Raw genomic sequence first — 25,337 nt, 5'->3', positions numbered from 1 at the left:
GTCGGCAACGGCGTTGTCCGGCCGGTTCAGGGCTGTAAACTGCCTGCGCCATGACAGGCCTTGCGGAAAAAGGCCGTCTTTCGAGGGAGTTTGCCATGCGTGCGCTGGAATTCGGCTGGTATCTGCCCACGCATGGCGACACCACGGCCTACGGGCTGATGGAGGCGCAGGTCGCGGGGTCGCCGGAACTCTGCGACCGCGTGGTCAAGGCGGCCGAGGATGCCGGGTTTGAATATCTCCTGATCCCGGTCGGCTCGGTGTGCTGGGAGGCCTGGATATCCGGCGCCTTCATGGCGGCACGCTCGGCGCGGATCAAGCCGCTGATTGCGGCAAGGCCGGGCTATATCAACCCGGTGCTGATGGCCAAGATGATCTCGACCTTCGACCAGATGTCGGGCGGGCGGATTTGCATCAACCTGATCGCGGGTCAGAACGAGAGCGAGGTCGAAGGCGTGCGCTACGCCAAGGAGGAACGCTACGCGTTGATGGAGGAGGAGGTCTCGATCCTGAAGGCGCTGTGGACGACGCGGGGGCCGGTGAACTTCCAGGGCAAGTTTCATACGATCTCGGGTGCGCATATCCGGCCGCGTCCGCTGCAGCAGCCGTTTCCAAAATTCTATCTCGGCGGCGGCTCGCGGCAGGCCTGGGAGGTCTCGGCGAAGCATTCCGACGTCCATCTGTTCTGGGGCGATCTGCCGGAGCGCATCGCGGAGAATATCGCCGAGATCCGGCGGATGGCGCGGGCGCATGACCGCGAGGATGCGATCGGCTTCGGCATGCGGCTGCAGGTGATCTGCCGTGAGACCGAGGCGGATGCCTGGCAGGCGGCCGACCAGTTGGTGCGCCACGCCACCGAGCGGCAGAAGCAGGAGATGAAGACGCTCTATGTCAGGTCCGAGGCCAACCAGCGCGTGCAGCAACTCGCGCGCGACTATGGTGACCTCCTGATGCCGCATCTGTGGACCGGGATCACCAAGGTGCGGCCCGGCGCCGGCATCGCCGTGGTAGGCAATCCCGAACAATGCGCCGCGACCTTGCAGCAATTCATCGACGTCGGCTGCCACTCCTTCTGCCTGTCCGGCTATCTGCATGACGAGGAGGCCGAGCGGTTCGGCCGCCTGATCCGCCCGATCCTTGCCGCGAACAATCGCGGGCGGCTCGCCGCCTGAGGTGCGGTCGGGAAGCTTTCCGAAAATTCATGGGTGAATCGGCGCCCAACGCGCCATGATCCAGCTGCATCGCATCGGCGGCACCAATGGAGTTGAACCATGCATCATCGAGCCTGGCTTGCGGCACTGGCGCTGCTCATTGCGACGACGGCCCACGCGCCGATCGCGTCGGCAACGCAGGCGCAGATCGAGCGTGACCAGAAGCCGGTCAAGGAGGTCGCCAGCGGTCGCATTGCCGTCGGCAGCGCGACCTTTCCGGTCTATCTTTCGGCCGATTGGTCCAATCCGCTGCCGGACGTCACCCGCGCGGTGCTGGTGCTGCACGGGGTGTTGCGCAATGCCGACGACTATTTCCGCGCGGCGCTGAGTGCGCAGGCCGCGGCCGGCGATATCGGCAAGAGCACGCTGATGATCGCGCCGCAATTTTTGATCGAGCCTGATGTCGAGGCGTTCAAGCTGCCGGCGGAAACGCTGCGCTGGAGCCTCTATGGCTGGCAGGGCGGCGAGCCCGCGGTCGCGCCGAATCCTGCGAGTTCGTTCGAGGCGCTCGATGCGATCCTGGCCAGGCTCGGCGACCGCAGGCTGTTTCCGAGCCTGAAGCAGGTCGTCGTGTTCGGCCACTCCGGCGGCGGCCAGGTGGTGCAGCGCTACGCGATCGCGGTGAAGGGCGATCAAGTACTGCTCCGTGAGGGCATCGGCGTGCGCTACCGCGGCGATGCAGGCCCGCGACAACGGCACGCCGAACCACAGCGTGTGGGATGTGCCTGGCGTCGGCCACGAGGGCGGCAAGATGCTCAACTCGCCCTGCGGCCTGACCGCGGTGTTTGACATCCCCGGCTGCGAGGCGGCGCGCTGATACCGCACACCGGAATTTGTGCGTGAAATCGGTGGCAAGCGGCGTGAGGATTGCCTACGCTCGTCTCGCGAATGGAGCATCAGAACCGACAGCTCGATGGAGAACATCATGAGAGCAGGTTTGATCACGCTTCTGACAGCCAGCGCGTTCCTCAGCTTGACCCCCGCCAACGCCGCAGAGGGATGTGGCGACGGTTGCCACAGGACCTCACGAGGTGCCTGTGTGATCGACGGCTGGGGCACCAGCGCACGGGTCAGGAACGAGTGCCCCGCCACCTCGCGCCCACGTCCCCCCTGTAGTGGCGGTGGTTTCATCTGGCGGCGCGACTACCAGGCTTGTTCCCAGACGACGAAGGATTGGCTCTAGGCACCGAGGTCGCCGGTGCGTATGTCGCGCGGCGACCCGGTCCACGCGCCTTAGGACTTCACGGCCGACGCCTGCGCCGGCCGATAGGCGGCGGCGTCCGTCGTGAACTCGGCGTGGCCGTAGTCCTTCAGCAGACTTTCGATTCGCTTGACCAGCCGCCGGTCGGCAGCCTCGCGGAGGCCGGGAATGCGCGACGCCAGCCGGTAGAGCGCAAGCCGGCTGAACAGGAAGATCCCGACCAGGGCCGTCACGGTGCGATCCCCCGCTGTGACCGGTACGCCGATCGATGCGGCTCTTGCCCTGTCGCCGTTCAGGAAGCTGTTCAGGAAGAACGTCTTCGCGAAGCTGCGTTCGAAGAATTCGAACAGACGGCTGCCGAAGGATTCGTCGGAGCGCAAGGTTGCCGCCATCGTGGCCCGGACCAGTTCGCCGCAGGTCTTGTCGTCATAGCCGGCCCGCAGCGTCGCAGAGCGCAGCAGCATGAGGTCGACAATACCCTTCGGCGTATCGGCGAGCAGGTCCTCCGGCAGGCCGAGCAGGACGCAGCGGTAGCGCGCAAGCTCGACGCGGGCCCGTTCCTCCGCCGTGAACGCCGTGCGGCCGTCGGCCAGCACCTTCTGCGCAAGCAGGAAGATCGGGATCAGTCCGGCCGGCATCTGGTCGACCTGCGGAATCGGGATGCCATAGACCGAAATGTCCCAATTGTCGGCGCGGCGCATCACGTTGGCGCGCACCATCGAGTGCATCAGCCGCACCATTGCCGCTGCCTTGAAGCCCGCGCCGAACCGCCCGAGCGCACCTGGAAGCACCGAGGTGGCAAAGAACGTCGCGGTCTCCTTGACGCGCCGCGCCGACGTGCCGCTCGACAATGCGTTGGTGATCGCCATCGGCAGCGCCGCGTATTTGTTCATGAAGGTCGCAAGAAACGCGCCGCGGATGATGAAGGGGCTGAGATTGGCGGCGGCGTTGCGATCGATCCGCGCGCCTTCCTCGACCAGCTTCATGTCGAGCCAGGCGGGCGTGCGCTCCATGTCGCGGATCAGCGCGATCAGTTCGCCTGGCGCATCGGCCACCGTCTCGACGCCCGCATCGCAGGCCTGAACCAGCATGGTGACCAGCCGGCGGAAGCCGTATTCGCGCATCAGCGCCGCATAGGCGTCGGCGGGCGGATCGCCCATCATCGTGTAGCTGCGGATGAACGCCATACGGTCGGGATCGGCCAGTAACGCCGCGCGGGCGGCGTCGAATTTTGCGGGGAGCACGCTTGGGCTGCCGGCATCTTGCGTAAATCGTTCCGGGACGATGGAGAAGTCGACCTTGCCGTAGATCCCGGGATTCCTCTCCTTCTGCGCGGCGACGTTGCTGCGCAGCTTTTCCAGCGTTCCGGCCTGCATCCGCGGCTCTCCCTGATCTTCATTGGCTGCCGCAAATTTATATCAAGCGATAGGAAATGCAATAAATAATATCGTGTGATATGATTTTCCGATGAGCGCACGAAACAACCCCCTCCCGCCGCCGACGCGATCGGCCACGACCCCCTACAAGAAGGGTGACGAGACCCACGACCGCATCCTCAACGCCGCGCTCGCGGCGTTCGGCAACAGCGGCTTCGCCCGGGTGACCACCCGGCAGATCGCCGAGGAGGCGGGCATCAACCTGCCCGCGCTCAACTATTATTTCGGCAACAAGGAAGGCCTCTATCTCGCCTGCGCGCATGAAATCCTGGCGCGCTATCGCGAGAGCATGGCAGCGGTCGGCGAGGCTGCTGCCGCGTCGCTGGAGGGACCGCCTGATCCGGACGGCGCCCGCGCGCAGTTGAAGCTGCTGCTCACGGCGCTGGCGCGCTTCCTGCTGACATCGGCGAGCGAGCAGAATCGCCTGTTCGTCCAGCGCGAGCTGGCGGATCCCGGGCGGGCTTTCGAGGTTCTCTATGCCGGGCTGTGGCGGCCGGGAATCGAGCTCGTGGCCCAGCTGATCATCGCAGCGTCCAGCGCGCGATTGACGACGGCGCAGGCGCGCGTCCGCGCCGTGATGATGATCGCCGGGCTGACCGGCTTCCAGTCCGGCGCGCCGATCATTTCGCGGACGATGGGCAAGGCGGCCTCGCTGACGATGGTGATCGAAGCGCTCGAAGCGCAGGTCGACGCGCTGGCGCGCTGACGAACGCCTCGCGATCCGCCTGCGGACTGCGCCTTACACCGGCACGATCACCTTGCCGATCGGCCACAGCGCGATGCCGGCAAGCTTGAGATGTGCCCAGGCGAAGGGGATGCCGATGATGGTCACCGCGAGCAGGATCGCGGTGATCACATGGCCGATCGCAAGCCACCAGCCGGCCAGGATGAACCAGATCAGATTGCCGATCACGCCGAGCGGTCCGGTTCCGATATCGGACATGCCGGTGACTTCGTCGCGGCGTACCGCACGCGAGCCGAACGGCAGCAGCGTGTAGACCGCGATGTTGAACGCCGCGCGTGCCCAGGGCAGCCCGATGATGGTGACAGCCATGATGACAGCGGCGATCAGCCAGCCGAACGCCATCCAGGCGCCGCCGATCAGGATCCAGAGGATGTTCAGGAGGATAGACACAGGCTGCATGGCTGACACCTTCGCGCCGCTTCGGACGCCCCCAATATAGGCTGATGTCGGGCGTGGCGGTAGGTGCGGCCAAATGCGCGCTCGCCGCGTTGCATCTCTTTGATCGCGGCTAGAGCTTCGGTCCTGATTGAATCAGAACCGAAGCTCTAGATTCTTGTTTTGACGCGTTTTCTTCACGCGAACCGGGTCCACTTCGCTCGAAAACGCTCTAAGCTCGCGCGGCCGTGCAGGACGACGAGAAGCCTGCATCGGAAAGGGAGAGCAACAATGAGAAAATTACTTGGGGCGGGCGTTCTGGCAGTGCTGGCGTTGACTGCGCAGGCCGCTGTGCGAGCCGAGGACGCCGTGCGGTTCGCGCCGCTCAAGGCCGAGGAACTGTCACCACCGCAAAAGTCTTGGGCAGACCTGATCAGCGCGCCGCCGCGCAACGCCAAGTTCACTGTGCCGCCCTACCGCGCCTATATCCGCAACCCCGATCTGGCGCCGAAGCTGTCGAACCTGTCGGACTATCTGCGCTGGAACACCTCGCTGCCGGCGCGGCTGAGCGAAATGGCGATCCTGATCACGGCGCGGCACTGGACCGCGCAATACGAATGGTCCGCGCACTATCCGCTGGCGATGAAGGGCGGGCTCGATCCGAAGATCGCAGACGCCATTGCCAAGGGCACGCGGCCCGACGGCATGAAGGACGACGAGGCCGCGCTCTACGATCTCGGCATTGCGCTTTATCGCGACAGGAAGGTCAGCGACGCGGTCTACAAGGCGGCGCAGGAGAAATTCGGCGAGCGCGGCATCATGGATATCATCGGCATCATGGGCTATTACGACCTGGTCTCGATGACGCTGATCACGATGCAGGCCGGCTCCGCCAATGACAGCGTGCCTCCGCTCCCGGTGCTGGAGAAGTAGCTGCGTCCGCAGCTGTCTCGCTATCCTACCTCGTCCGCTTGCGGGTAGGGCAATCGCATAAGAGTCTATGGGGCTATATCCTCGTCCCCCGCCGTCATCGCCCGGCCTGTGCGCAATTGCGCATGGACCGGGCGATGACAGTGCGGGGTGACACATACGATCGTCGTCCTGGCGAAAGCCAGGACCCATAACCACCGTATTTGCTTGTTAACGGGAACGCTGCCCCAGCGTCGCGCAGCAATTCTCATTCGGGGTAATGGGTCCTGGCTTTCGCCAGGACGACGATGAGGATGGGTTCGCGATTCAAGGCGCCCCACATCACGCGCTGTCATCACCCGCGCACACGGGTGATCCAGTATTCCAGAGACGGAGTGCTGGAGCCGACAAGCCGCAGCGTACCGGTCGCCTGCACGATTTCTGAATAATAGAATAATGCCGCTGATTTGCCCGACGTGTCAAGTTGCCGTGTCGAAGGCCGGCGGCTGCCGGCACCTTTGCATGGGGTTGTTTTCGATATTTTGGCAGCGCGCCCCTGGGACAAGCTATCGCATCCGGTTATCGGTCTCGTTCTATGAGCGCAATATACGATAGCCCTGCGCAAGCGGGAGAGGGTGCAGTCCCGTCGCGATTGCCCTCTGATCTGCCTTACCGCCTGAAACCGCTGGCGCGCGAGTAGCTCTGGCGACCTTCCTGGGCCGTGCGTGCCGCCATGCTGGCGCGCGCCTCGCTGGCGACCGGGGTCGCCGGCTTCAGGTCCTCGAGGAAAATCGGCCTGGCGAAGTAATAGCCCTGGGCGTAGCGGATCTTGGTCGCCGCCTGCAGATAGGTGAGCTCCTCATAGGATTCGATGCCCTCGGCGATCACGGTCATGCCAAGCGCTTCGCTCAGCGATTCGATCGCGCGCAGGATGCCCTGGCTGCGCGGCCGTTGATGGATGTCGGTGATGAAGGAGCGGTCGATCTTGATCTCGTCGGCGGTGATGTCGGCGAGCGCCGACAGCGACGAATAGCCGATGCCGAAATCGTCGATCGAGATGCCGACGCCGATGCCGCGCAGGATCGGCAGGATCTGGTCCTGGAAATGCGACCGGGTCACGAACGCGTCCTCGGTCACCTCGATCATGAAGCGTTTCGGGAAGCCGGTCTCCTCGATCGCGCGTGCGAAGCGGCGCATGAATTCGACGTTGCCAGCCTGCTTGGCGGCGACATTGATGCTGATCGTCGCCGTGGGGCCGAACGTGTCGTTGATCAGGTCGATTGACTTGACGATCTCCGCCAGCACCAGAAACGTCAGCTCGTCGATCAGGCCGAGCTCCACGGCGAGGTTGATGAAGGTGCCCGGCGCCTGGATCACGCCCTCGTCGTCGCGCAGCCGCACCAGCGCCTCGATGCCCTTGATCTCCTGGGTGCGGATATCGACCTTGGGCTGGAATGCGCAGCAGAAGCGCTTTTCCAGGATCGCCAGCCGCAACGACTGCTCGATCTTCATCCGCGCCAGCGCCTCGCGCTCCATGCTGTTGTCGAAGAACGCGGTCGCGCCCTTGCCGTTGTTCTTGACGCGGTACATCGCGATGTCGGCGTTCTGGCGCAGCGCCTCGTAGCTCCTGCCATGCATGGGGTGGAGGCTGACGCCGATCGAGGTCGAGGCGAAGATCTCGGAGTCCTCGATGAAGAACGGCGCCTTCAGCCGTTCCTGCATGACGTGGATGAATTCGGCGACCTCGTCGTTGCCGCTGATCGGGTTCAGCAGCAGCAGGAACTCGTCGCCGGAGATCCGTGACAGGATATCGGTCTCGCGCAGCGCGTGGCCGAGCCGCTTGGACAGTTCGACCAGCAGCGCATCGCCGATCGCGTGGCCGTAATAGTCGTTGATGTGCTTGAAGTTGTCGACGTCGAGGAAGGCGAGCGCGAAATGGCTCTGCGCGGAGTCGCGGATCAGGCCGTTGACGCGATGCTCGATCACCCGCCGGGTCGGCAGGCCGGTCAGTTCATCGTAATAGGCCGAGCGGAACAGCTGATCCTCGAACGCCTTCTGCTCGCTGATGTCGGTCGAGGTCGAAATCAGGAGATTGCGGCCGGCGATCTGGACCGGCCGGTGCGCGGTGAGGAACACGTATTTGGCTGCGCCGCAGGCGAGGACTTCCTCGAGCACCACCGGACGGCCGCTGCGCAACAGGTCCAGATTGGCGGCATGGCGCTCGTCGACCGGCGATGGCTGGCTCGCGCTGGCCGCCAGCTGCAACTGGCTCGCTGCCGCTTCGTTCACCAGAATGAACTGGCCCTGCTCATCCTGGACGGTCACGCCGGCCGGCAGCAGTTGGAGAAGATCGCGCAGGATGCGCAATTCATTGCTGGAAATGTCGTCCTGCCCGGTCTCTACCGTGCCCGCCTGAAAATCGTTTTTGGTGAAACTATGCATGTGCCGACCTTGGCAAAGTCCGTTGTAGTTTTGGTTAAGCGGACTTGCGAAATGCCGTGACAGAAAGAGACCCGGGCTGCTTTCGCAAGCCGTCGCGGCAATCGTCATTAACAGAGTATCAATATCGGCATCGGCCGCCGGTGAAAGCGATTGCGGCGCGCGCGGTTGCATCGGCACGCGCAAATAAAGCGCGTGTACCGAAAAGCAGACTTATCAACAGTTGGGCAGATTGCACTGCATGATGCAGTGAACACCGGTCTTCAGGTAACTGATCTCGGTCTTGCCGTCGAACGGCCGCAGCGCCGACTTCAACAGCTTGGTGCCGAAGCCGGCTTCGCCGATGACCTCGACCACCGGTCCCTCGGTTTCGTCCCAGATCACGTTGAGACGCCCATCGTCCACCGTCCATGACACCTGCAGAAATCCGCGCGGCGAGGAGAACGCGCCGTATTTTCCGGCGTTGGTTGCGAGCTCGTGGAAGATCAGCGCCAGCGAGACGGCGAGCTTGGCAGGCAGGAACAATTGCTCGCCATTGAGATTGAACCGCACATGACCGTAGGGGCCGAGCTCCGAGCGCAGCAAATCCTTGATATCGCAGCCATAGCCGTCGACCCGCGCGATCAGATCGTCGGTCGCCGCGAGCGCGCGGATGCGATGGTCGATGCGCTGCCAGACATCGGGCCGGTCCTGCAGCGCCTGATGCAGCACGGCATGAATGGTCGAGGATTTGTTCTTCAGCCGGTGCTGCAATTCGTCGACCACGATCTTGCGGTACTGCTCCTCCTCGATCAGCCGCTTGGAAACCTCGCGCTGCTGCGCGACCAGGGAACGGTAGTGCTCCACCCCCCAGATCGCGATGCCGCACACCACCCAGAAGATCATCAGCAGCGCAAAGCGCGCCGGATCGGCGTGCGCGCCGCTGAAATTGAGCAGGACGCCGAGCAGGCCGCTGGCCAGCGCGGTGGCGATCCCGATCCGGAAGCCGCCAAGTGCGGTCGCGAAGAATACCGCCGGGAAATAGGGCGTGAAGAACACGTCCGGCCTGATCTGGGCGAGCCCGAAGCGCGCGGCCGTGGCCAAAACGAGACAGAACACGGCGAAGCCGACCGCAAGCAGCAACGATGGCTGCGCATCGCCCCGCCAACTCGCCCTGAAATCGTCGATCCACTTCACCATCGGTCGCTCCAGTTCACGTGAACAGGCGCCCCAAAATAAGGCCGCTGCGACCGAAAAACCGCAGTTGTGGCCTTCTGGCCACAGGCGGACCTCGCCGGCCGTTAACCGCACCTGCGCTTGCGTTGTCAGGAGCGGCTGGGGAATATCCGCAACATTGAACGTCGGGGGGATCGGCATGGGACGGCTGGACGGCAAGGTTGCGGTGATCACTGGGGCGACCAGCGGCATCGGGTTGCGCACCGCCGAGATCTTTGTTGCGGAGGGCGCGAGGATCGTGATCGCCGGGCGCCGCGCGCCGGAGGGCGAGGCACTGGCGCGCCGGCTCGGCGGCAACTGCATCTTTCGCCAGACCGACGTCACGGTCGAGGAGCAGATGCAGGCGCTGATCGCGCTTGCGGTGGAGAGGTTCGGCCGGATCGATTGCCTGTTCAACAATGCCGGCGGCCCGGCGCAGACCGGCGGCATCGAGGGCCTCGACGTCGAGCGGTTCGACGCCGCGATGGCAACGCTGGTGCGCAGCGTCATGCTCGGCATGAAGCATGTTGCGCCCATCATGCGCCAACAGGGTTCCGGCAGCATCATCAACAATGGCAGCATCGCCGGCCGGCTCGCCGGCTTCTCCTCGTCGATGGTCTACGGCGCCGCGAAGGCCGCGGTGATTCATTTCACCAAATGCGTGGCGATGGAGCTCGGCGAGTCCGGCATCCGCGTCAACTCGATCTCGCCCGGCGCGATCGCCACCGGCATTTTCGGCAAGGCACTGGGGTTGTCGACTGAAGCCGCCGAGCAGACCCCGGCTGTCATGCGCGAGGTCTACAAGGCGGCGCAGCCGATCCCGCGCGCGGGCCTGCCCGACGACATCGCGCATGCCGCGGTGTTCCTGGCGAGTGACGAATCGAGCTTCATCAACGGCCATGACCTCGTCGTCGACGGCGCCATGACCGGCGGCCGCAACTGGAGCCAGCAGCAGGCGGGCTACGTCGCGCTGCGCAAGGCGTTCGATCAGGGGACGTAGGCCGAACGCTCGAGCTCGCGATGACGCGAAGAGAAAGTCGCCATGTCCGCACTGACCAAACCGACGAAAGGCGCTCCGCAGTCACTGCCTCGCATCAGCGCGAAGCTCGAGCGGAAGCTGCAACGTCTTGCTGCCGTGGTCGTCGTCGGAATCCTGTCCGGCCTCGCGGTCGGGCTGAGCCGCGGCGGGGGCGGAGCCACGTCGCTGATCGCCGGCGCCACCTACGGCTTCCTGCTTGCCGCCATCATCGGGGCCATCGAACTGTTCGTCCTTGAGGATTGGGATTGGCTCAACCGACTGTCCTTTCTCACCAATCTGATCGCACGCAGCGCCATCTACGCCGCCATTATCATCGGCATCCAGCTGCTGCAGGCGGGCGAGCGTGTCGCGGGCGCTCCACTGCAGGCTTCGTTCGAGGATTTCTGGTGGAGCTTCGCCTATTCCGCGGGAATCTCGGTGCTGGTGAATCTCGGCTTCAGTATCGCCAATCTGATCGGCCCGCGCGCCTTCATGAACTTCGTCACCGGGCGCTATCACTCCCCGGTCGAGGAGAACCGCTTCGTGCTGTTCGTCGATATCGCGGGGTCGACCGGGCTTGCCGAGCGACTCGGCGGCATCGGTATCCATCGTTTTCTCGACCGCACCTTCCGCCTGCTGACGCAGTCCGTGGTCGACTATCGCGGCGAGGTGCTCAACTATATCGGCGACGAGGTCATCGTGACCTGGCCCGAACATAACGGCGCGGTCGATTGCCGGCCGCTGCGCTGTTTCGTGGCGATGCGCCGCGCGCTGCGGAAGGCGGCGCCGCAGTTCGAGCGCGAATTCGGCGCGGTGCCGCAGATCCGCGGCAGCCTGCATTTCGGCCCCGTGATCGTCGGCGAGATCGGCGACGTCAAGCGCGCGATCGTGTTCAATGGCGACGTCATGAACATCGCGGCGCGGCTGGAGGAGTTGAGCCGCAAGGTCGACGGCGGCTTTCTCGCCTCGCGCGCGGCGATGGCGCGTTTCGCTGTGCCGCCGCCGTTTCCGGTGAGCGATCTCGGAACGCTTCCGATCCGCGGCCGCGTCGACGGCATCGACGTCGTCGGGATCGGAGCAGTAGCGTAGAGTGTTCGCCTCTGCTGCAAGCGGGAGGCGGCGCTTTGGGATGCCTACCCCACAGCGATGCGTTCAGATTTGGAAGCAAGAACCGGAGTGCGAAAGCAAATCCGGCGACCGATGATGCGACTGCATCGTGTCTGGGAGCATTTCACATGAGGAATACGCTGGCGCTGGTGCTGTTGCTGTCGGGGACCGTTTCGAGCAACGCCGCTTCCTTGCTCGAAAGACGTCAAATGGCGCAAAGAGATGTGCCAACGGAATGCGTCGCAACCTGCAACTCAACCAACTATACCTGCGCGACGAGTTGCGGCCTGTCCGGTGCCTGCGTCGCCCAATGCACTGCCGAGGCCGCCGCGTGCAAGAGCCGGTGTGGCGCGAACACGAGGAACTGAGCTTCGATCAGACCAGACCGCACCGGTCCTTGCTTTCGGGCGCGGAAGGCGATGCGTCACCGCTTCCAGGATTCGTCCTTGTTGGGACGCACGAAGCCGATGACTTGAGCGGTCTCTGATGTGGCAGTCGAGTCCGCTTCAATCGCTTCCAGCGGCGGTGTCACGAACTGCCGTTTCATGGCCCGCCAGCCAGTCGGATCCCGCTCGTCGAACGGCTGCACATCCGTGATGTCGATGGCGACGATCGGAATGCCGGACCCGTTTCTCAAATTCTGATCGGCAAGCGATTGGACGACCAGGCCCGGGTGGTCCGGGCAGGTTACCGCGATGTGAGCAAGCCGCTGGAGGGGCCATTGCAAGCGCGCCCAGTGCTTGAGGATCGACGGCCAGTCGACGCCATCCTTGAAGGCGCCGTTCAAGAGGCCGCTCGACAGCGGATCGTGCGGAGCAAAGACACCTGCGCTCCTGGCGATGTCGACGATTTGGGGGCCGTTGGGAAGGATTACGACGAGCCCGATTGTCTCATCCGTCATCACGGCCAGTTTCATGACGTCCTCCTTGGTCGCGAGGGGCCATCCGCCAACGCCATGGGCTGCGCTGCAGGTTCATGCGCTGGCTTCCTTGTCGAGCAGCTCGCGCTTGCGCTTGAGGCCCCAGCAATAGCCGGCGAGTTCGCCGTCGGTGCGAATGACGCGATGACAGGGAATCACGAGCGCGAGCGGGTTGGCAGCGCAGGCGTTCGCGACGATGCGCGCGGTGACCTGGGGATAGGCGGCGTTGATCAGGCGAGCCACCTGCATGTAGCTCCGGGTCTTGCCGAGCGGGATCGAACGAAGCGCGTTCCACACGCGGCGCTGGATCGGCGTGCCGCGCATGTCCAGCGTGAGATCGAGTCCCTCGGAGGGCTTGTCGGCGTAGCGTGCTACCTTCGCGAGGTCGTCGCGAACCATCACCTGGTTCGGAACGAGCGTGGAGTGCGGGAAGCGTCTCGCCAGATCATCTTCCAGTGCGCGTGTATCATCACCGAGCAGGATGGCACAAACCCCCTTGACGCTGCGTGCGATCAGAACCGTGCCGAACGCGCAGCTGCCAGTCGCATAGAAAAGAACGTCGGCGGTGGTGGTGGCCAGGTCGACCGAGGGCCCAGCGTGTGTCATGAGATTCATGGGTCGTCTCCTTCATCTGTCTTGATGACCGAACGTATGTGAAAGAGCGCAACGCCAAACTCCGATGCTTGCTTTCAAATCGAGAAAGGTTTCGAGCCGCTGACGAAGCAAAAAAAGCCAAGCGCATTGGCGCCTGGCTGAAGAAGATCAGGGACTCGTATTGCCGATCACGCGATGCGCGTGATCGTGGTCTGTTCGAGGAGATACGTCTCGCCCGTGGCGAGCCGCAGGCGGATGGTCCCGTTGTCCAGCATTCGCCATTCGGCAAACCCGTTTGCGACGAGTTTGCGGAAATGGGCCATCACCTTGATCCTGGCGAGATCGGACTGCATCGGGGCTGCAATCGCATCGAACGTCGCCTCGACACGCTCTTGCTTATCGAGCCATTTCTTCGGTGCGAAGCGAGGATCCATCGTCGGGGACATTCCTTGTACCGGGAGCCCCGGCACCAAGCATCAGCGGCTGTTTGTCCGCCGGACCTGAATCACTTGTCATCACGAAATAGCAGGCGGCGCGCGACCCGACACTCCGATTGTTATTCTCAAACTGAACGGACAGACCCGGAAAAATCATTGCTTCAGTTCAGCGCTGTCGGTCAGGCACTTCGACCTTCTGCGATGCCTCCCGGTCGAGCAGAGCGCGCTTTCGCTCGACGCCCCACGCGTAACCTGAGGCCGAACCATCCGTGCGGATCACGCGGTGGCAGGGAATGGCGACAGCGAGCTTGTTTGCGGCGCAAGCGCCCGCGACCGCGCGCACGGACTTGCAGGACCCGATGCGTTGCGCGAGTTCGGCATAAGTGACGGTTTCTCCGATGGGAATGTCCTGGAGCGCCTGCCAGACGCGCTGTTGGAAGGCGGTGCCGCGAACATCGAGCGGCAGATCGAGGCCGAGTTCCGGCGCTTCCACGAAGCCGACAACGCGCGCGACGATGGCCTCGTAGTCCTGGTCGGCGCCAATCAGGCGGGCACTCGGGAAGCGGTCCTGCAGATCGCGGAGCAGCGTCTCCGCATCATCGCCCAAGAGGATCGCGGCAACGCCCTTCGTGCTCGACGCGACCAAAATGGCGCCCAGGAAAGTCTGGCCGATCGCAAACTTGATCTCCTCATTCGCGCCGCCTGCACGGTATCGCGATGGCGTCATGCCGAGCATGCCGGTGGATTTTTCGTAGAAGCGGCCGCTTGAATTGAAGCCGGCGTCATAGATCGCCTCCGTGACACTGTTTCCCGAGACGAGGTTTTCGCGAACCTTCTTGGCGCGGTAGGCAGCGGCATATCCTTTGGGCGTCAGGCCGGTCGCCGCTTTGAACATGCGGTGGAAGTAGCTGGGACTCAAGCAGACCGCGTCAGCCAACTCTTCGAGCGAAGGCTCTTCTTCCCTCCGTTCGACAAGACGGCATGCCTTGACAACAAGTGCGGCATTTCCCGCCTCGATCGATAGTCCGTCCGGATTGCAGCGCAGACACGGCCGAAAGCCGGTCGCCTTGGCGCTCTCCAGAGTGTCATGCAACTGAACATTCCCGGGATTCGCGGTGCGCGAGGGACATGAAGGCCGGCAGTAGACCCCGGTCGTTGCAACCGAGTACCAGAACGCGCCATCCGCTGTCTTGTCGCGTGCAAGAACCCGCGCCCATCGCGGGTCGGTGGCGACGGAGAGCGGTGTCGATTTCCCGGTCTTTTTGAGGTTCACGTTCATCGATTGCATCACGCCACAGGATGGCCGACACTGCCACCCGATTTCAGCGGACAAACGACGGTCCTTGCTTTCAAATCCGGGCGGGCCAGTCAAAATTCGGTCCGGCAACTCCGGCCTCAGCAGATCGGCATGGCGATACGCCTGCGGGCGTGCACAATATCCGGCTTGCACGGACGAATGAGGCCCGCAAACCGGCGGGCCTCGCTCGACTTCGCCTTTGGGGCTCGACCTCGCCGATTACGCAGCCTTCAGCAGCCCCAGCTGCGTCAGCGCGGTGACACCGTCGTCGAGGCCGATCTCCTCGACGATCTTGCCGTTGACGACCTTCAGCACGGTGGTGCCGGTGAAGTGCATCTTGCGTCCGGTCGCGGCCGGCAGACCGCCGATCAGGAAGTCCTTGAACGCGGGCCCCGTGTGGGTGCCGCCGCCTTCCCACTGACCGACGACATAGTCGCCCTCGGCGATCAGATCAGCCGTTCCCCAAAAATTGAGATCGGGGAATGCAGCCCGGAAGTCGGTCATGAACGCCCTGATGTCGTCGCGTCCGCGGCGGGGCTCGTGCAGCGAATATTTCAGCAGCATGTCCGGCGCGGCGATCTCGTCGATCACGCCGAGGTTGACGGACTTGCCCCAAAACTCGGTGAACCAGCGGCCGACGACCGCCTTGTTATCTTCTTGCTTGCTCATTCGGATGGCTCCTTGATCAGACTCGTCAGGGATCATTGGCGATGCCAGCGACCCCGGAGAGCGTCTACGTCTGAATCCAATCGGCCAAACTCCGGTTCTTGTCGTGGAATTCCAGGTCTACGCTGTCATGCTGGAGCGCGAAGCGACGGAATCGTACCATCGGCGCGTCGCCCCGTGGTGTTCTGGCGTGGATAATCCGAGGGCCTTGCCAGCGAAGTCGATTGTGACGATCGCCGTGATGTCGGCGATACTGAACGTGTCGCCCGCAACGAACGGCGTTTCAGATAACCGTGCCTCGAGGTCGCCGTAGAAATCGGCGATCCGGCGCCGGCCGCGGACGACCAATTCGGGGATCTGATCGTAGCCGTGAGGACCTGCGATCGCACGCCCCTTGAGGCCGGGAGCACCGTTGCGCACAGTCTCCATGACCGACGCGAAGCCCTCCAGCTCCATCCGGCGCTCCCACATGGTGGCAGTCGCCTTCTCCTTGGGCGAACCTCCGAGTAACGGCGGCTCCGGATGCGTTTCCTCGAGATAGCCGATGATCGCCGGCACTTCCGCTATGACTATCCCATCGTCAAGCATGAGGGCGGGTACGACGCGTCGCGGGTTGATTGCCGCGTAGGCGTCGGAGAACTGTTCGCGCGCGGCGAGCTCGACCGGGACGAAGGGCATCGTTATGCCCTTCTCGGCGAGATAGATTCTGACGCGGCGGGAGTTGGGTGAGCCGGAGGACTGATAGAGCTTCATGGCCATCTCCCGAAGTCAAAGCTTTGAGCCGCCGCCGACCTGGATGGTGTCGCCGGTCACCCAGCGGGCGGAATTCGAAGCGAGAAAGGTCACCGCGTCGGCGACGTCGTCGGCATGACCGATCCGTTGCAGGGCTTGCATCTTGAGCGCGTAATCGCGCCCCTCATCCGTCTTGGCGAATTCCGACATGTCGGTGTCGATGATGCCCGGTGCCACGGCATTGACGCGGATGCCGCGCGATCCGAGCAGCGAGGCGAAATGCTTCACAAGCGTGTCGATCGCGCCTTTGGTGGCGGAATACGCCGACAACTGCCCGACCGCGGCCCGCGCCGCCAATGACGACGTCATCACGATGCTGGAACCGTCGCCCAACAAGGGGAGCAACTGCTGCACCAGGAAGAATGGCGCGCGGACGTTGACCGCGAACATGCGATCGAAATCCTCGACGGTCTGCGCTTCGATAGTGGCGGGTACTGCAATTCCCGCGTTGGCGACGAGAATGTCGAGTTGGCCGACGACGAGCTTGCGCACCTCGGCCGCGAGCCTCTGCGCGCCGTCGGATGCGGATAAATCGGCGCCGACGGCGTCGGCCTGCCCACCGGCTTCGCGAATTTCCGCGACCAGGGAATGCGCATCCTCGGCGGAATTACCGTAGTGAACGATAACGCGGGCGCCGGCGAGCGCGAGCGCGCGGGCGGTGGCGCGGCCGATACCCCGAGAGGCACCGGTAACGAGAGCGGTTCGGCTGATGAGGTCTGTCATGGTCGTTCTCCTGGTTGGATTGCTATCGGGGGTGTTCACGCTGCGGTCTTGCCGCCATTGACGCTGATGATCTGGCCGGTGACGAACGAGGCCTTGCTCGAAGCTGCAAACAGGATGGCGTCCGCGAGCTCCTCGGGGCGTCCCGCGCGCTTCAGCGGAATTCCCGCGACCATCCCGGCCTTGCGATCGGCCGAGCCGGTGAACCTGTCGAGCATCGCGGTCTCGATCGGGCCGGGTGCGATCGCGTTGACACGAACGCCGAAGGCAGCCGCCTCCAGCGCGGCGGATTTGGTCAAGCCTTCGACGGCATGTTTGCTGGCGACGTAGAGGGATGCGTTCGGCGCTCCGCGGCTCCCCATGGTCGACGAGATGTTCACGATGCTGCCGAAGCCTTGTGGCTGCATGACCCGGAGTTCGTGCTTCATCGACAGGAGAACTCCGAGGACGTTCGTGTCGAACGTTGCTGCGTAGCTCTCTGCGGTCTGTTCAGTCACCGGGCCGGGCGTGCCTTCCGTGCCGGCGTTGTTGACCGCCACGTCGAGCCGGCCGAACCGCTTGATCGTCTGCTCGACCAACGCCGAAACGTCGCTCTCGCGCCGGACGTCGGCGCGGACGAATTCCGCTTCGACGCCGTGCGAACGGAGTTCATCCGCCAGCGCACGGCCTGCATCGTCATGGCGACCGGAAACAACCACGTTGCCGCCTTCGCGGGCGAAGGCGAGTGCCGTGGCGCGGCCGATACCGGTAAGGGCACCTGTAATCAGGACAACGGGATTGCTCATATCACTCTCCAGCCAATGCGACCGATATGCTTGATCGGCCTGGTTTGCGAGGCCGTCCGCAGCGGAGCCCCCGGAAGGCTGTCGCGCTAGAGCGGCTTCTACGGCAGGAGATTTAGGAGGGACTGGCTTGTTTGAGAAAGACTTCGTAGGATTCGAGCTATACTTTTGAGGGATAGCTATGGAGCTCCGACACCTCCGTTATTTCGTCGCCGTGGCTGAGGAGGGCAGCCTCTCGGTCGCGGCCCAAAAACGTCTGCACACCGCGCAGCCATCACTGAGCCGCCAGATACACGACCTTGAGCTGGAGCTCGGTGTGCAGTTGTTCGTGCGCGGACCGCGCGGCATCGAACTGACGCCATCGGGGCGGGTTTTTCTTGATCACGCGCGGGTGGCTCTGCTGCAGGTCGAGGCCGCCGCGGAAGCTGCGAGGCGCGCCGCCCAGCCGGCGAAATCGGCCTTCTCGATCGGGTTTCTTACCGGCTACGAGATGGACTGGCTTCCGGCGGTCATGAATATCCTGCGCGGCAAGCTGCCCAGCACGGAAATCACCATCCGTAGCGAGGACTCTCCCGACCTCGCCGCGGCACTTGCACGGGGCAAGATCGACCTTGCGTTCATGCGTCCGGAGAAAAGCGCGGCGGGTCTTCAGTTCAAATTGCTCCGCCATGACCCGATCCTGGTCCTGATGCCACGAGACCATCCGCTTGCGGCGCGCTCCACGGTCCGTCCGAAGGATCTGGCGGGGCTGAACTACATCGGCGTTTCCCCGCTGAGGGCGCCAACGCTGCGCGCGGCGATCGCTGACTTCTTCAGGCGTCACGGGTTGGCGATAGAAGCCGCGCACCAAGCGGAAAATCTAGCCATGGCCATTTCGCTGATCGCCTCCACCGGCGGCATCAGCCTTCTTCCGCTCTATGCGCAGAACCTGATCCCGAAAACCATCGTCTGCCGACCGATCCAGGGCGCGCCACCCATGGTCGATCTGGTGATAGGGTACAATGAGGGTAACCGTTCTCCGTTGCTGCAGTTCGTGCTCTCGCGGGTAGACGAGATCAAGTTTCAGGCGCTGGGGCGCGAGGGGCGATAGCGTAGGGAGAGAACGACGCCGTCTCGGAATGCCGGGGGAATTCGATCGTGATCGAGGTGTCCGCTTTGGCCGAGCTGCGACAAACTAACCTGACGGGCAAATTAGCGCTTCCGTCGTCGGGCGATCGGCACCCGGCTTTCCCTGCGCCCTCTTCAAGAGAGAGGGCGGAATGAAGTGCAAAGCTCGGACAATTCGTGTCGCGAGAATGCGGAAGTATGACTCACAAATGGTGCAACAAATTCAGTGTCGTCCCGGCGCAGGCCGGGACCCATAACCACCGAAGGTGATTGTTGCGGGACGTTGGGGCCACAGCTTTTCTCACCAACCCAATCCTGTGGTTATGGGTCCCGGCTTTCGCCGGGACGACGACGGTGGATGTGGTGCGAGCTGTAGTTCTTTCTTCCTCTAGGAAGGGCGGCAAATCACACCTTCTGCTTCGCCGCTTCCTTTGCGAGGTCGGGCGCATTCACGGCCGGGATCGCGACGCGGCCGGTGCCGGTATGCTGAAGCGCGGCGGCGGCCTTGTCGTTCTGCATGATCTTGGCCATGACAGCCTGGCCGGCGCGCTCGAACACCGCGCGGTTGTCGATCACGAACTGGCGCGACTTGCGCAGGCCGTCGATATAGCCATTGATCTCCGGCACGACGTAGCGCGCGACCATGTCCCAGCTGCGGCGGGTGTTTTCCGGATTGGCCCAGTCATGGGCGAAGCCAATGATCGAGCCGACGCCGCCGGAGACGTCGACCAGGTTCTTGATCATCTTGATCAGATCATCCGGCGTGCCGATGGTGGAGGCAGCACCTTCGACGAAGGCGGTCTTGTCGACGGCTTCGTCCGGCGAGGCGAACGCGGTCAGGCCCGGCCGCATCAAGGTGCCGACGTTATATTCGTTGTGCCAGCGCAGCAGCCCGGCGCCGGCCTCGCGCCGCGCCTGCTCGCGGGTCTCGGCGATGTGCCAGGACAGCAGCACGCGCCAGTTGGAACGGCTCACCGTGGTGCCGGCCTTCTTGGCGGCGTCCTCGGCGAACTGCCATTGCTGCGGCAGCGCCATCAGGCCCTGGGTCGACATCGAGCCGAGCGAGATGATGCCGATGCCGTATTTGCCGGCGAGCGTCATGCCCGACGGCGAGATCTGCGAGGCCACCACGAACGGCATGTCCTCCTGCAGCGGCAGGATCTGCAACGCGGCGTCGTGCATCTCGAACCAGTCGGTCTTGGCGGTAACGCGCTCGCCGTTGAACAGGCGGCGGATCACCGCGATCGCCTCGTCCTGGCGGTCGCGCTGGGTCATCGGGTCGATGCCGAGCGTATGCGCGTCGGAGGCAAGCGCGCCGGGGCCGGAGCCGAAGATGGCGCGGCCGCCGGTCATGTGGTCGAGCTGCACCATGCGCTGTGCGACGTTGAAGGGGTGGTGATAGGGCAGCGAGATCACGCCGGTGCCGAGCTTGATGCGCTTGGTGCGCTCGCCGGCGGCGGCCAGGAACATTTCCGGCGAGGCGATCGTCTCCCAGCCCGAAGAATGGTGCTCGCCGCACCAGAATTCGTCGTAACCGAGCGCGTCGAGCTGTTCGACGAAATCGAGGTCGCGGCGGAATTGCAGCATCGGATGCTCGCCGATCGGGTGATGCGGGGCGAGGAAGGCTCCGAACTTGAGGCGCGCCATTGGTCGTTCTCTCCGGATGATTGTTATCGGGGGCTTTCCGCCAACCTACGGGGTGGCCGGAGGCAAGGCAATGCTCCGGGGTTGCGGCGCCCGCATGGTTGTTGCGCAAATCGGCGGCGATTGCCGCCCTCCGGAATGTTTCCCAGCGCATCAACGCAAATTGGCGCCCGTGCTGCGGATGGGAGGACGGGCCATGGATGACGCACCCGTGAATGAACGCCTACGTCTGAGGTAATCGATGGGATGACCGGAATCTGCTGATGTCGGCCGCAACGTCATTCCAGGCAGGACCGCAGCACATGCACCAGATCGTTTCGACGCGCGCGGAGACCTCCCGCCGCTGGTGGGTGCTTGCGATCGTCGTCGCCGCGCAGTTCATGTTCGGCGTCGATGCCTTCATCGTCAACGTCGCGATCCCGACAATCGCGGCGGAGCTGCACGCGACGCCGGCGCAGATCGAGGCGGTGATCGCGATCTATCTGATCGCCTATGCCACGCTGGTGGTCACCGGCGGCCGGCTCGGCGATATCCACGGCACAAGGAACGTGTTCATCGCCGGCGTCGCTGGCTTCTCGGTGACCTCGCTGTGGTGCGGTCTCGCGCAATCCGGACCCGAGTTGATCATCGCCCGGCTGGCACAGGGCGCGACGGCGGCGCTGATGGTGCCGCAGGTATTGGCGACGCTGCATCTGCTGTTCTCCGATGCCGCCCGTGCGCGAGCGTTCGGCATCTACGGCATCGTGCTGGGGCTCGCCGGCGCGGCCGGCTTCCTGCTCGGCGGCGTGCTGGTGACGCTCGATCTCGCCGGCCTCGGCTGGCGCACGGTGTTCTTCGTCAACGTGCCGTTCGGCGTCATCATCATCGCAGCCGCGCTGAAGATCATGCCGACGGTGTCGCGGCGTGCCGGCACGCGGCTCGATATCCCCGGCGCGATCGTGCTGTTTGCAGGCCTGCTGTGCCTGATCGGGCCGCTGCTGTTCGGTCACGATCTCAACTGGACGGCGTGGATTTGGCTGGTGATGGCGGTGGGCGTCGCGATCATTGCGGCCTTCGTGCGGCTCGAGCGACGCGTCGCGCGCCGCGGCGGCATGCCGCTGATCGACCTGTCGCTGTTGTCGGATCGCGCCTTCATGCGCGGCCTGGTCGCGGTGTTCTTCTTCTTCTTTGCCAACCTGTCCTTCTACCTGATCATGACCATGTTCATGCAGAAGGGCTTGCAGATCCCGCCATTGCAGGCCGGGCTGGTGTTCGTGCCGCTGGCACTGACCTTCGTGATTGCCTCGCGGCACAGCGGCATGCGCGCGAGGCATCGCGGCACGCTGGTGCTGATCGAGGGCTGCGCGCTGCAGATCGTTGGCCTCGGTGTGCTGGTCGCGACGGTTCAGGCGATCGCATCGCCAGCGGCGCTCTTGCTAGCGCTGGTGTTGATGATCTTCGGCTACGGTCAGGGCCTGGTGATGGCGCCGCTGTCGAGCGCGGTGCTGTCGAGCGTGAAGCCTGCGAGTGCCGGCGCCGGCTCCGGCATGTATGGCACGACGACGCAGATCGGCAACGCGGCCGGCGTCGCCGCGATCGGCGCGGTGTTCTTCGCCGTTGAAAGTGCGACATCAGCACATCTGGCGCTGTTTGCGGCATGCGCATTGTTTGTGCTGTCGATCATTATTTCAGCCGCATTTCTGTCATGGATGCGCCGCGCGAGCGCATGAATCCGCAAGGATCTGGCGCCGACTTTCGAAAAGTTCACGTTCGAACAAGGTGCTACGGCAACTATTTCGATCGGTCCTCGGTGCGATCACGCGTTAACGCCGATTCTCACATTTCCGCAGGGAAAGACAGCACACGGCCTTTTCATTTTGCAGTGCAGCAATTATCTGATCGGGTGACACAGAAGAACAAATCACCTCAGGAGTTGCTGTTGTCCCTGGTCAACAACGTCGAATTTTTGCGTCATCTGCCGAAGATGAACGCGTTCAGCGGTCTCGGCGCGCTTGCGCCGGCCGTGCCGACGCCGCTCGTCGAGACGACCGAATTCGGCGTCAACCCCGGCGATCTGAAGATGTACTCGTTCGTGCCCGCGCAGCTGGCGCGGTCGCCCGCGCTCGTCGTGGTGCTGCATGGCTGCGGCCAGACCGCTGCGTCCTATGATCTCGGCGCCGGCTGGTCGACATTGGCGAAGCATTACGGGTTTGCGCTGTTGATGCCGGAGCAGCAGGCGATCAACAACGGCAACACCTGCTTCAACTGGTTCAATCCGCAGGACATCGTGCGCGGGCAGGGCGAAGCCGCTTCGATCCGGCAGATGATCGCGCACATGGTCGGCGCGCATCAGATCGACCCGCGGCGCATCTATGTAACGGGATTGTCCGCCGGTGGCGCGATGGCCTCGGTCATGCTCGCGACCTATCCGGATGTCTTCGCGGCGGGCGCCGTCATTGCCGGCCTGCCGTTCGGCGTCGCCACCGATCTGCGCGAAGCGCTGCATGCGATGATGCATGCGAGCGCACTGTCCGCGCCCGAGCTCGGCGGTCTCGTCCGCAACGCGTCCACGCACAGCGGCGCCTGGCCGCGGATTTCGGTGTGGCACGGCAGCGCCGACCGCACCGTGCATCCCGGCAATGCCGATGCGATCGTCCGGCAATGGCTCGACGTGCACGGCCTGCCGCCTGCGGCGATGTCGAAGGCGGATGTCGACGGCCATCCGCGCGAGGTCTGGTGGAACGCCGATGGCGAAACGCTGGTCGAATCGTTCAGCATCACCGACATGGCACACGGCACACCGCTCGGGCTGGCCGACAATGACGAGCGCTATGGCGTGGAGGGTGCGTTCCTGATCGAGGCCGGGATCTCCTCGTCGTATCACATCGCGAGCTTCTTCGGTCTGACCGACAAGGTCCGTCAGCCGCATATCGCGCCGACCGGAATCCCGCGCGAGCGCGCCGACACGATCTCGATGACGATACCCGTGCCTGCCGAAGCGCCCGAGGCTGTATCCGGCCGCAAGAGCGACCGGCCGCGCAAGCGACGGAGCAAGGGTGTCGACGTCGGCGGCGTCATCACGCGGGCGCTGACTGCCGCCGGGTTGATGAAGTAGCTACATCTCGCCGGTCAGGAACGGGTTCGTCATCCGCTCCTGGCCGATGCTCGATCCGGCGCCGTGGCCGCAGATGAAGCCGACATCGTCGCCGAGCGGCAGCAGCTTCTCCTTGATCGACTGGATCAGCGTCGGGTGGCTGCCGCCGGGCAGGTCGGTGCGCCCGACCGAGCCGGCGAACAGCACGTCGCCGACATGGGCGAAGCGCAGCTCCTTGTTGAAGAACACCACGCTGCCCGGTGAATGGCCGGGGCAGTGCAGGATGTCGAAGGTGAGGTCACCGATCGAGACCTGGTCGCCCTCGTCGAGCCAGCGGTCTGGCCCGAAATTGCGCACCCCGGTCATGCCGAAGCGCTCGCCGCTCGAGACGACGTTGTCGAGCAGATACTTGTCCGCGATATGCGGGCCCTCGATCTTGACCTGCAACGCGTCGCGCAATTCGGCGGCGCCGCCGACATGATCGATATGGCCGTGGGTCAGCCAGATCTTCTCGACCGTCACGCCGGTCTGCTTGATCGCGGCCTGGATCTTCGGCACGTCGCCGCCGGGGTCGATCACCACGGCCTTCTTGGTCGGCTCGTGCCAGATGATAGTGCAGTTCTGCTCGAACAGCGTCACCGGCACGATGATCGCGCCAGCCTTCGGCTTGGTGTCGGTTGTCTCGTTCATGGGGGCACCATAGGCTACCGGAAAATGCCGTCAACACGCTCGGGAAATGCGTCGGCCCCGGCGTGTGATCCCAAAACGGACCGTGATAAGGTCACCTCCGGCACTTCGTGAGCAGGCCGGTAAACGGTTGCTCTCGATCATGCGTTAAGTCCTCGCAGTCCGGAACTTCATGACCCAGGCCCCCAACTCACCGCTCGGCGGACCTCGGACCACCGCCCGCGCCTTCTTCGTCGCGGACCGCATCAACACGTCCGGCCTCGAGCGCGGCGACGTGCTGGCCACGACGCCGCTGGCGTTTCGCGTCAATGACAATGGTGTGGCGATCCTGTTCCGCTATGGCGTCGTCGTTCTGATCGGTCTCAACGCGCTGGAGGAGGATGAATTCCTGCGCAGCCTGCAGTCGCGCATGACCGGATTGTTTACGCGGCGCGAGGAGGAGATTGCGATCATCGAGCTTGCGGCCGACAGGGAAGACCAGATTCCGCCGGGCGGCCCGATCTATCTGCAAAGCCTGTCGCCGGAGCGGCTGATCCTGGTCGGCGAAGCGCTGGCCAAGAGTGTGGTGCTGGCGCGGCATGAGCGTGAGGTTCGGGCGGTCTTCGACACGACCGAGCCGTTGGCGCGCGAGCTCGCCAAGGGCGGCCAGGTCCGTGGCGGCCGTGTCGCGATCCTCAAGCACATCGGCAACGCGTTGTTGGTGCGGCATCGCGTGGCTGGACCGGTCGAGGTGTCGGAGAAGCCCGACATCCTCTGGGACAAGCCGCATCTCGAGCGGCTCTATGCCCGCCTCGAGGACGAGTACGAATTGAAGGAGCGTGCGGAATCGCTGAACCGCAAGCTCGCCGTCGTGGCCGAGACCGCGCAGGTGCTGACCGATATCATCGACACCAGCCGCTCGCTGCGGCTGGAGCTGATCATCGTCTTCCTGATCCTGTTCGAGGTGCTGATCACCATCTATCAGCTCGCAATCGCCCGCCACTGACG

At 64.0% G+C, this 25,337-nt stretch carries 23 protein-coding genes and 1 pseudogene; 10 read left to right on the top strand and 14 right to left on the bottom strand.

From position 1 onward, the window contains the following. The first annotated feature begins 95 nt into the window (after window positions 1-95). Window positions 96-1,169, top strand: a complete 1,074-nt coding sequence (locus tag AAFG07_RS41240; RefSeq protein WP_342725258.1) for an LLM class flavin-dependent oxidoreductase — start codon at window positions 96-98, stop codon at window positions 1,167-1,169. 99 nt (window positions 1,170-1,268) lie between these two features. Then, window positions 1,269-2,025: pseudogene (locus AAFG07_RS41235) on the top strand (alpha/beta hydrolase). Window positions 2,026-2,441: 416 nt separating this feature from the next. Here the strand turns inward: AAFG07_RS41235 and AAFG07_RS41230 are convergent. After that, complete coding sequence (locus tag AAFG07_RS41230) at window positions 2,442-3,785, bottom strand: oxygenase MpaB family protein (RefSeq protein ID WP_342725257.1); 1,344 nt, start codon at window positions 3,783-3,785, stop codon at window positions 2,442-2,444. A gap of 91 nt (window positions 3,786-3,876) precedes the next feature. Between AAFG07_RS41230 and AAFG07_RS41225 the strand changes: the two genes are divergently transcribed. Next, the gene (locus AAFG07_RS41225; RefSeq protein ID WP_342725256.1) at window positions 3,877-4,551 is read left to right on the top strand and encodes a CerR family C-terminal domain-containing protein; all 675 of its coding nucleotides are present in this window, start codon (window positions 3,877-3,879) and stop codon (window positions 4,549-4,551) included. Window positions 4,552-4,584: 33 nt separating this feature from the next. Here the strand turns inward: AAFG07_RS41225 and AAFG07_RS41220 are convergent, their stop codons facing one another. Beyond that, the gene (locus tag AAFG07_RS41220) at window positions 4,585-4,989 is read right to left on the bottom strand and encodes a YccF domain-containing protein (protein WP_342725255.1); all 405 of its coding nucleotides are present in this window, start codon (window positions 4,987-4,989) and stop codon (window positions 4,585-4,587) included. Window positions 4,990-5,256: 267 nt separating this feature from the next. Here AAFG07_RS41220 and AAFG07_RS41215 point away from each other — a divergent pair, with 267 nt between their 5' ends. Continuing rightward, on the top strand, window positions 5,257-5,898 hold the full coding sequence (locus tag AAFG07_RS41215) for a carboxymuconolactone decarboxylase (protein ID WP_342725254.1): 642 nt from the start codon (window positions 5,257-5,259) through the stop codon (window positions 5,896-5,898). A 645-nt stretch (window positions 5,899-6,543) separates the two neighbouring features. Here the strand turns inward: AAFG07_RS41215 and AAFG07_RS41210 are convergent. Both AAFG07_RS41210 and AAFG07_RS41205 read right to left on the bottom strand, forming a co-directional pair. Beyond that, window positions 6,544-8,316, bottom strand: coding sequence for an EAL domain-containing protein (locus AAFG07_RS41210; RefSeq protein WP_342725253.1), 1,773 nt, complete (start codon window positions 8,314-8,316; stop codon window positions 6,544-6,546). A gap of 213 nt (window positions 8,317-8,529) precedes the next feature. Next, the gene (locus tag AAFG07_RS41205; RefSeq protein WP_342725252.1) at window positions 8,530-9,492 is read right to left on the bottom strand and encodes an HWE histidine kinase domain-containing protein; all 963 of its coding nucleotides are present in this window, start codon (window positions 9,490-9,492) and stop codon (window positions 8,530-8,532) included. A 175-nt stretch (window positions 9,493-9,667) separates the two neighbouring features. On the opposite strand from AAFG07_RS41205, the gene AAFG07_RS41200 reads away from it, so the two are divergent. Both AAFG07_RS41200 and AAFG07_RS41195 read left to right on the top strand, forming a co-directional pair. Next, window positions 9,668-10,507, top strand: a complete 840-nt coding sequence (locus tag AAFG07_RS41200) for a glucose 1-dehydrogenase (RefSeq protein ID WP_342725251.1) — start codon at window positions 9,668-9,670, stop codon at window positions 10,505-10,507. A 42-nt stretch (window positions 10,508-10,549) separates the two neighbouring features. Beyond that, window positions 10,550-11,614 (top strand): adenylate/guanylate cyclase domain-containing protein, encoded by a 1,065-nt coding sequence (locus tag AAFG07_RS41195; RefSeq protein ID WP_342725250.1) that lies wholly within the window; start codon window positions 10,550-10,552, stop codon window positions 11,612-11,614. A gap of 442 nt (window positions 11,615-12,056) precedes the next feature. Here the strand turns inward: AAFG07_RS41195 and AAFG07_RS41190 are convergent, their stop codons facing one another. From AAFG07_RS41190 to AAFG07_RS41155, 8 genes are all read right to left on the bottom strand, one after another. Continuing rightward, window positions 12,057-12,548 (bottom strand): hypothetical protein, encoded by a 492-nt coding sequence (locus tag AAFG07_RS41190; RefSeq protein ID WP_342725249.1) that lies wholly within the window; start codon window positions 12,546-12,548, stop codon window positions 12,057-12,059. Window positions 12,549-12,605: 57 nt separating this feature from the next. Next, the gene (locus AAFG07_RS41185; RefSeq protein WP_342725248.1) at window positions 12,606-13,166 is read right to left on the bottom strand and encodes a methylated-DNA--[protein]-cysteine S-methyltransferase; all 561 of its coding nucleotides are present in this window, start codon (window positions 13,164-13,166) and stop codon (window positions 12,606-12,608) included. A gap of 167 nt (window positions 13,167-13,333) precedes the next feature. Next, window positions 13,334-13,579, bottom strand: coding sequence for a hypothetical protein (locus AAFG07_RS41180; RefSeq protein ID WP_342725247.1), 246 nt, complete (start codon window positions 13,577-13,579; stop codon window positions 13,334-13,336). A 169-nt stretch (window positions 13,580-13,748) separates the two neighbouring features. Beyond that, window positions 13,749-14,861 carry a bifunctional DNA-binding transcriptional regulator/O6-methylguanine-DNA methyltransferase Ada gene (ada, locus tag AAFG07_RS41175; RefSeq protein WP_342725246.1) on the bottom strand — a complete coding sequence of 371 codons (1,113 nt, stop codon included), beginning with the start codon at window positions 14,859-14,861 and terminating at the stop codon, window positions 13,749-13,751. Between the two features lie 237 nt (window positions 14,862-15,098). After that, window positions 15,099-15,548: an ester cyclase gene (locus AAFG07_RS41170; protein ID WP_092120396.1), complete on the bottom strand. Its 450-nt coding sequence runs from the start codon at window positions 15,546-15,548 to the stop codon at window positions 15,099-15,101. Window positions 15,549-15,665: 117 nt separating this feature from the next. Then, a complete protein-coding gene (locus AAFG07_RS41165; RefSeq protein WP_342725245.1) occupies window positions 15,666-16,298 on the bottom strand; it encodes a glutathione S-transferase in 633 nt (210 codons plus the stop codon). 15 nt (window positions 16,299-16,313) lie between these two features. Beyond that, the gene (locus tag AAFG07_RS41160; protein ID WP_342725244.1) at window positions 16,314-17,060 is read right to left on the bottom strand and encodes an SDR family oxidoreductase; all 747 of its coding nucleotides are present in this window, start codon (window positions 17,058-17,060) and stop codon (window positions 16,314-16,316) included. Window positions 17,061-17,095: 35 nt separating this feature from the next. Further along, window positions 17,096-17,842 (bottom strand): glucose 1-dehydrogenase, encoded by a 747-nt coding sequence (locus AAFG07_RS41155; RefSeq protein ID WP_342725243.1) that lies wholly within the window; start codon window positions 17,840-17,842, stop codon window positions 17,096-17,098. A gap of 178 nt (window positions 17,843-18,020) precedes the next feature. Between AAFG07_RS41155 and AAFG07_RS41150 the strand changes: the two genes are divergently transcribed. Next, window positions 18,021-18,929 carry a LysR family transcriptional regulator gene (locus AAFG07_RS41150; protein ID WP_342725242.1) on the top strand — a complete coding sequence of 303 codons (909 nt, stop codon included), beginning with the start codon at window positions 18,021-18,023 and terminating at the stop codon, window positions 18,927-18,929. 422 nt (window positions 18,930-19,351) lie between these two features. Here the strand turns inward: AAFG07_RS41150 and AAFG07_RS41145 are convergent, their stop codons facing one another. Then, on the bottom strand, window positions 19,352-20,593 hold the full coding sequence (locus AAFG07_RS41145; protein ID WP_176534773.1) for an LLM class flavin-dependent oxidoreductase: 1,242 nt from the start codon (window positions 20,591-20,593) through the stop codon (window positions 19,352-19,354). 299 nt (window positions 20,594-20,892) lie between these two features. Here AAFG07_RS41145 and AAFG07_RS41140 point away from each other — a divergent pair, with 299 nt between their 5' ends. Both AAFG07_RS41140 and AAFG07_RS41135 read left to right on the top strand, forming a co-directional pair. Beyond that, window positions 20,893-22,299, top strand: a complete 1,407-nt coding sequence (locus AAFG07_RS41140) for an MFS transporter (protein ID WP_342725241.1) — start codon at window positions 20,893-20,895, stop codon at window positions 22,297-22,299. 209 nt (window positions 22,300-22,508) lie between these two features. Further along, a complete protein-coding gene (locus tag AAFG07_RS41135; protein WP_342725240.1) occupies window positions 22,509-23,684 on the top strand; it encodes a PHB depolymerase family esterase in 1,176 nt (391 codons plus the stop codon). Here AAFG07_RS41135 and AAFG07_RS41130 read toward each other — a convergent pair whose 3' ends face one another. After that, entirely contained in the window at window positions 23,685-24,353 is a 669-nt protein-coding gene (locus AAFG07_RS41130) for an MBL fold metallo-hydrolase (RefSeq protein ID WP_092120384.1), read from the bottom strand. Window positions 24,354-24,522: 169 nt separating this feature from the next. Here AAFG07_RS41130 and AAFG07_RS41125 point away from each other — a divergent pair, with 169 nt between their 5' ends. Beyond that, complete coding sequence (locus AAFG07_RS41125) at window positions 24,523-25,335, top strand: RMD1 family protein (protein ID WP_092120381.1); 813 nt, start codon at window positions 24,523-24,525, stop codon at window positions 25,333-25,335. The last annotated feature ends 2 nt before the right edge of the window (window positions 25,336-25,337 follow it).

This window comes from Bradyrhizobium sp. B097 (genome assembly GCF_038957035.1).
Classification (GTDB): domain Bacteria; phylum Pseudomonadota; class Alphaproteobacteria; order Rhizobiales; family Xanthobacteraceae; genus Bradyrhizobium.
The sequence above is the reverse complement of the archived record's forward strand: the minus strand, read 5'-3'. Positions and strand labels throughout refer to the sequence as shown.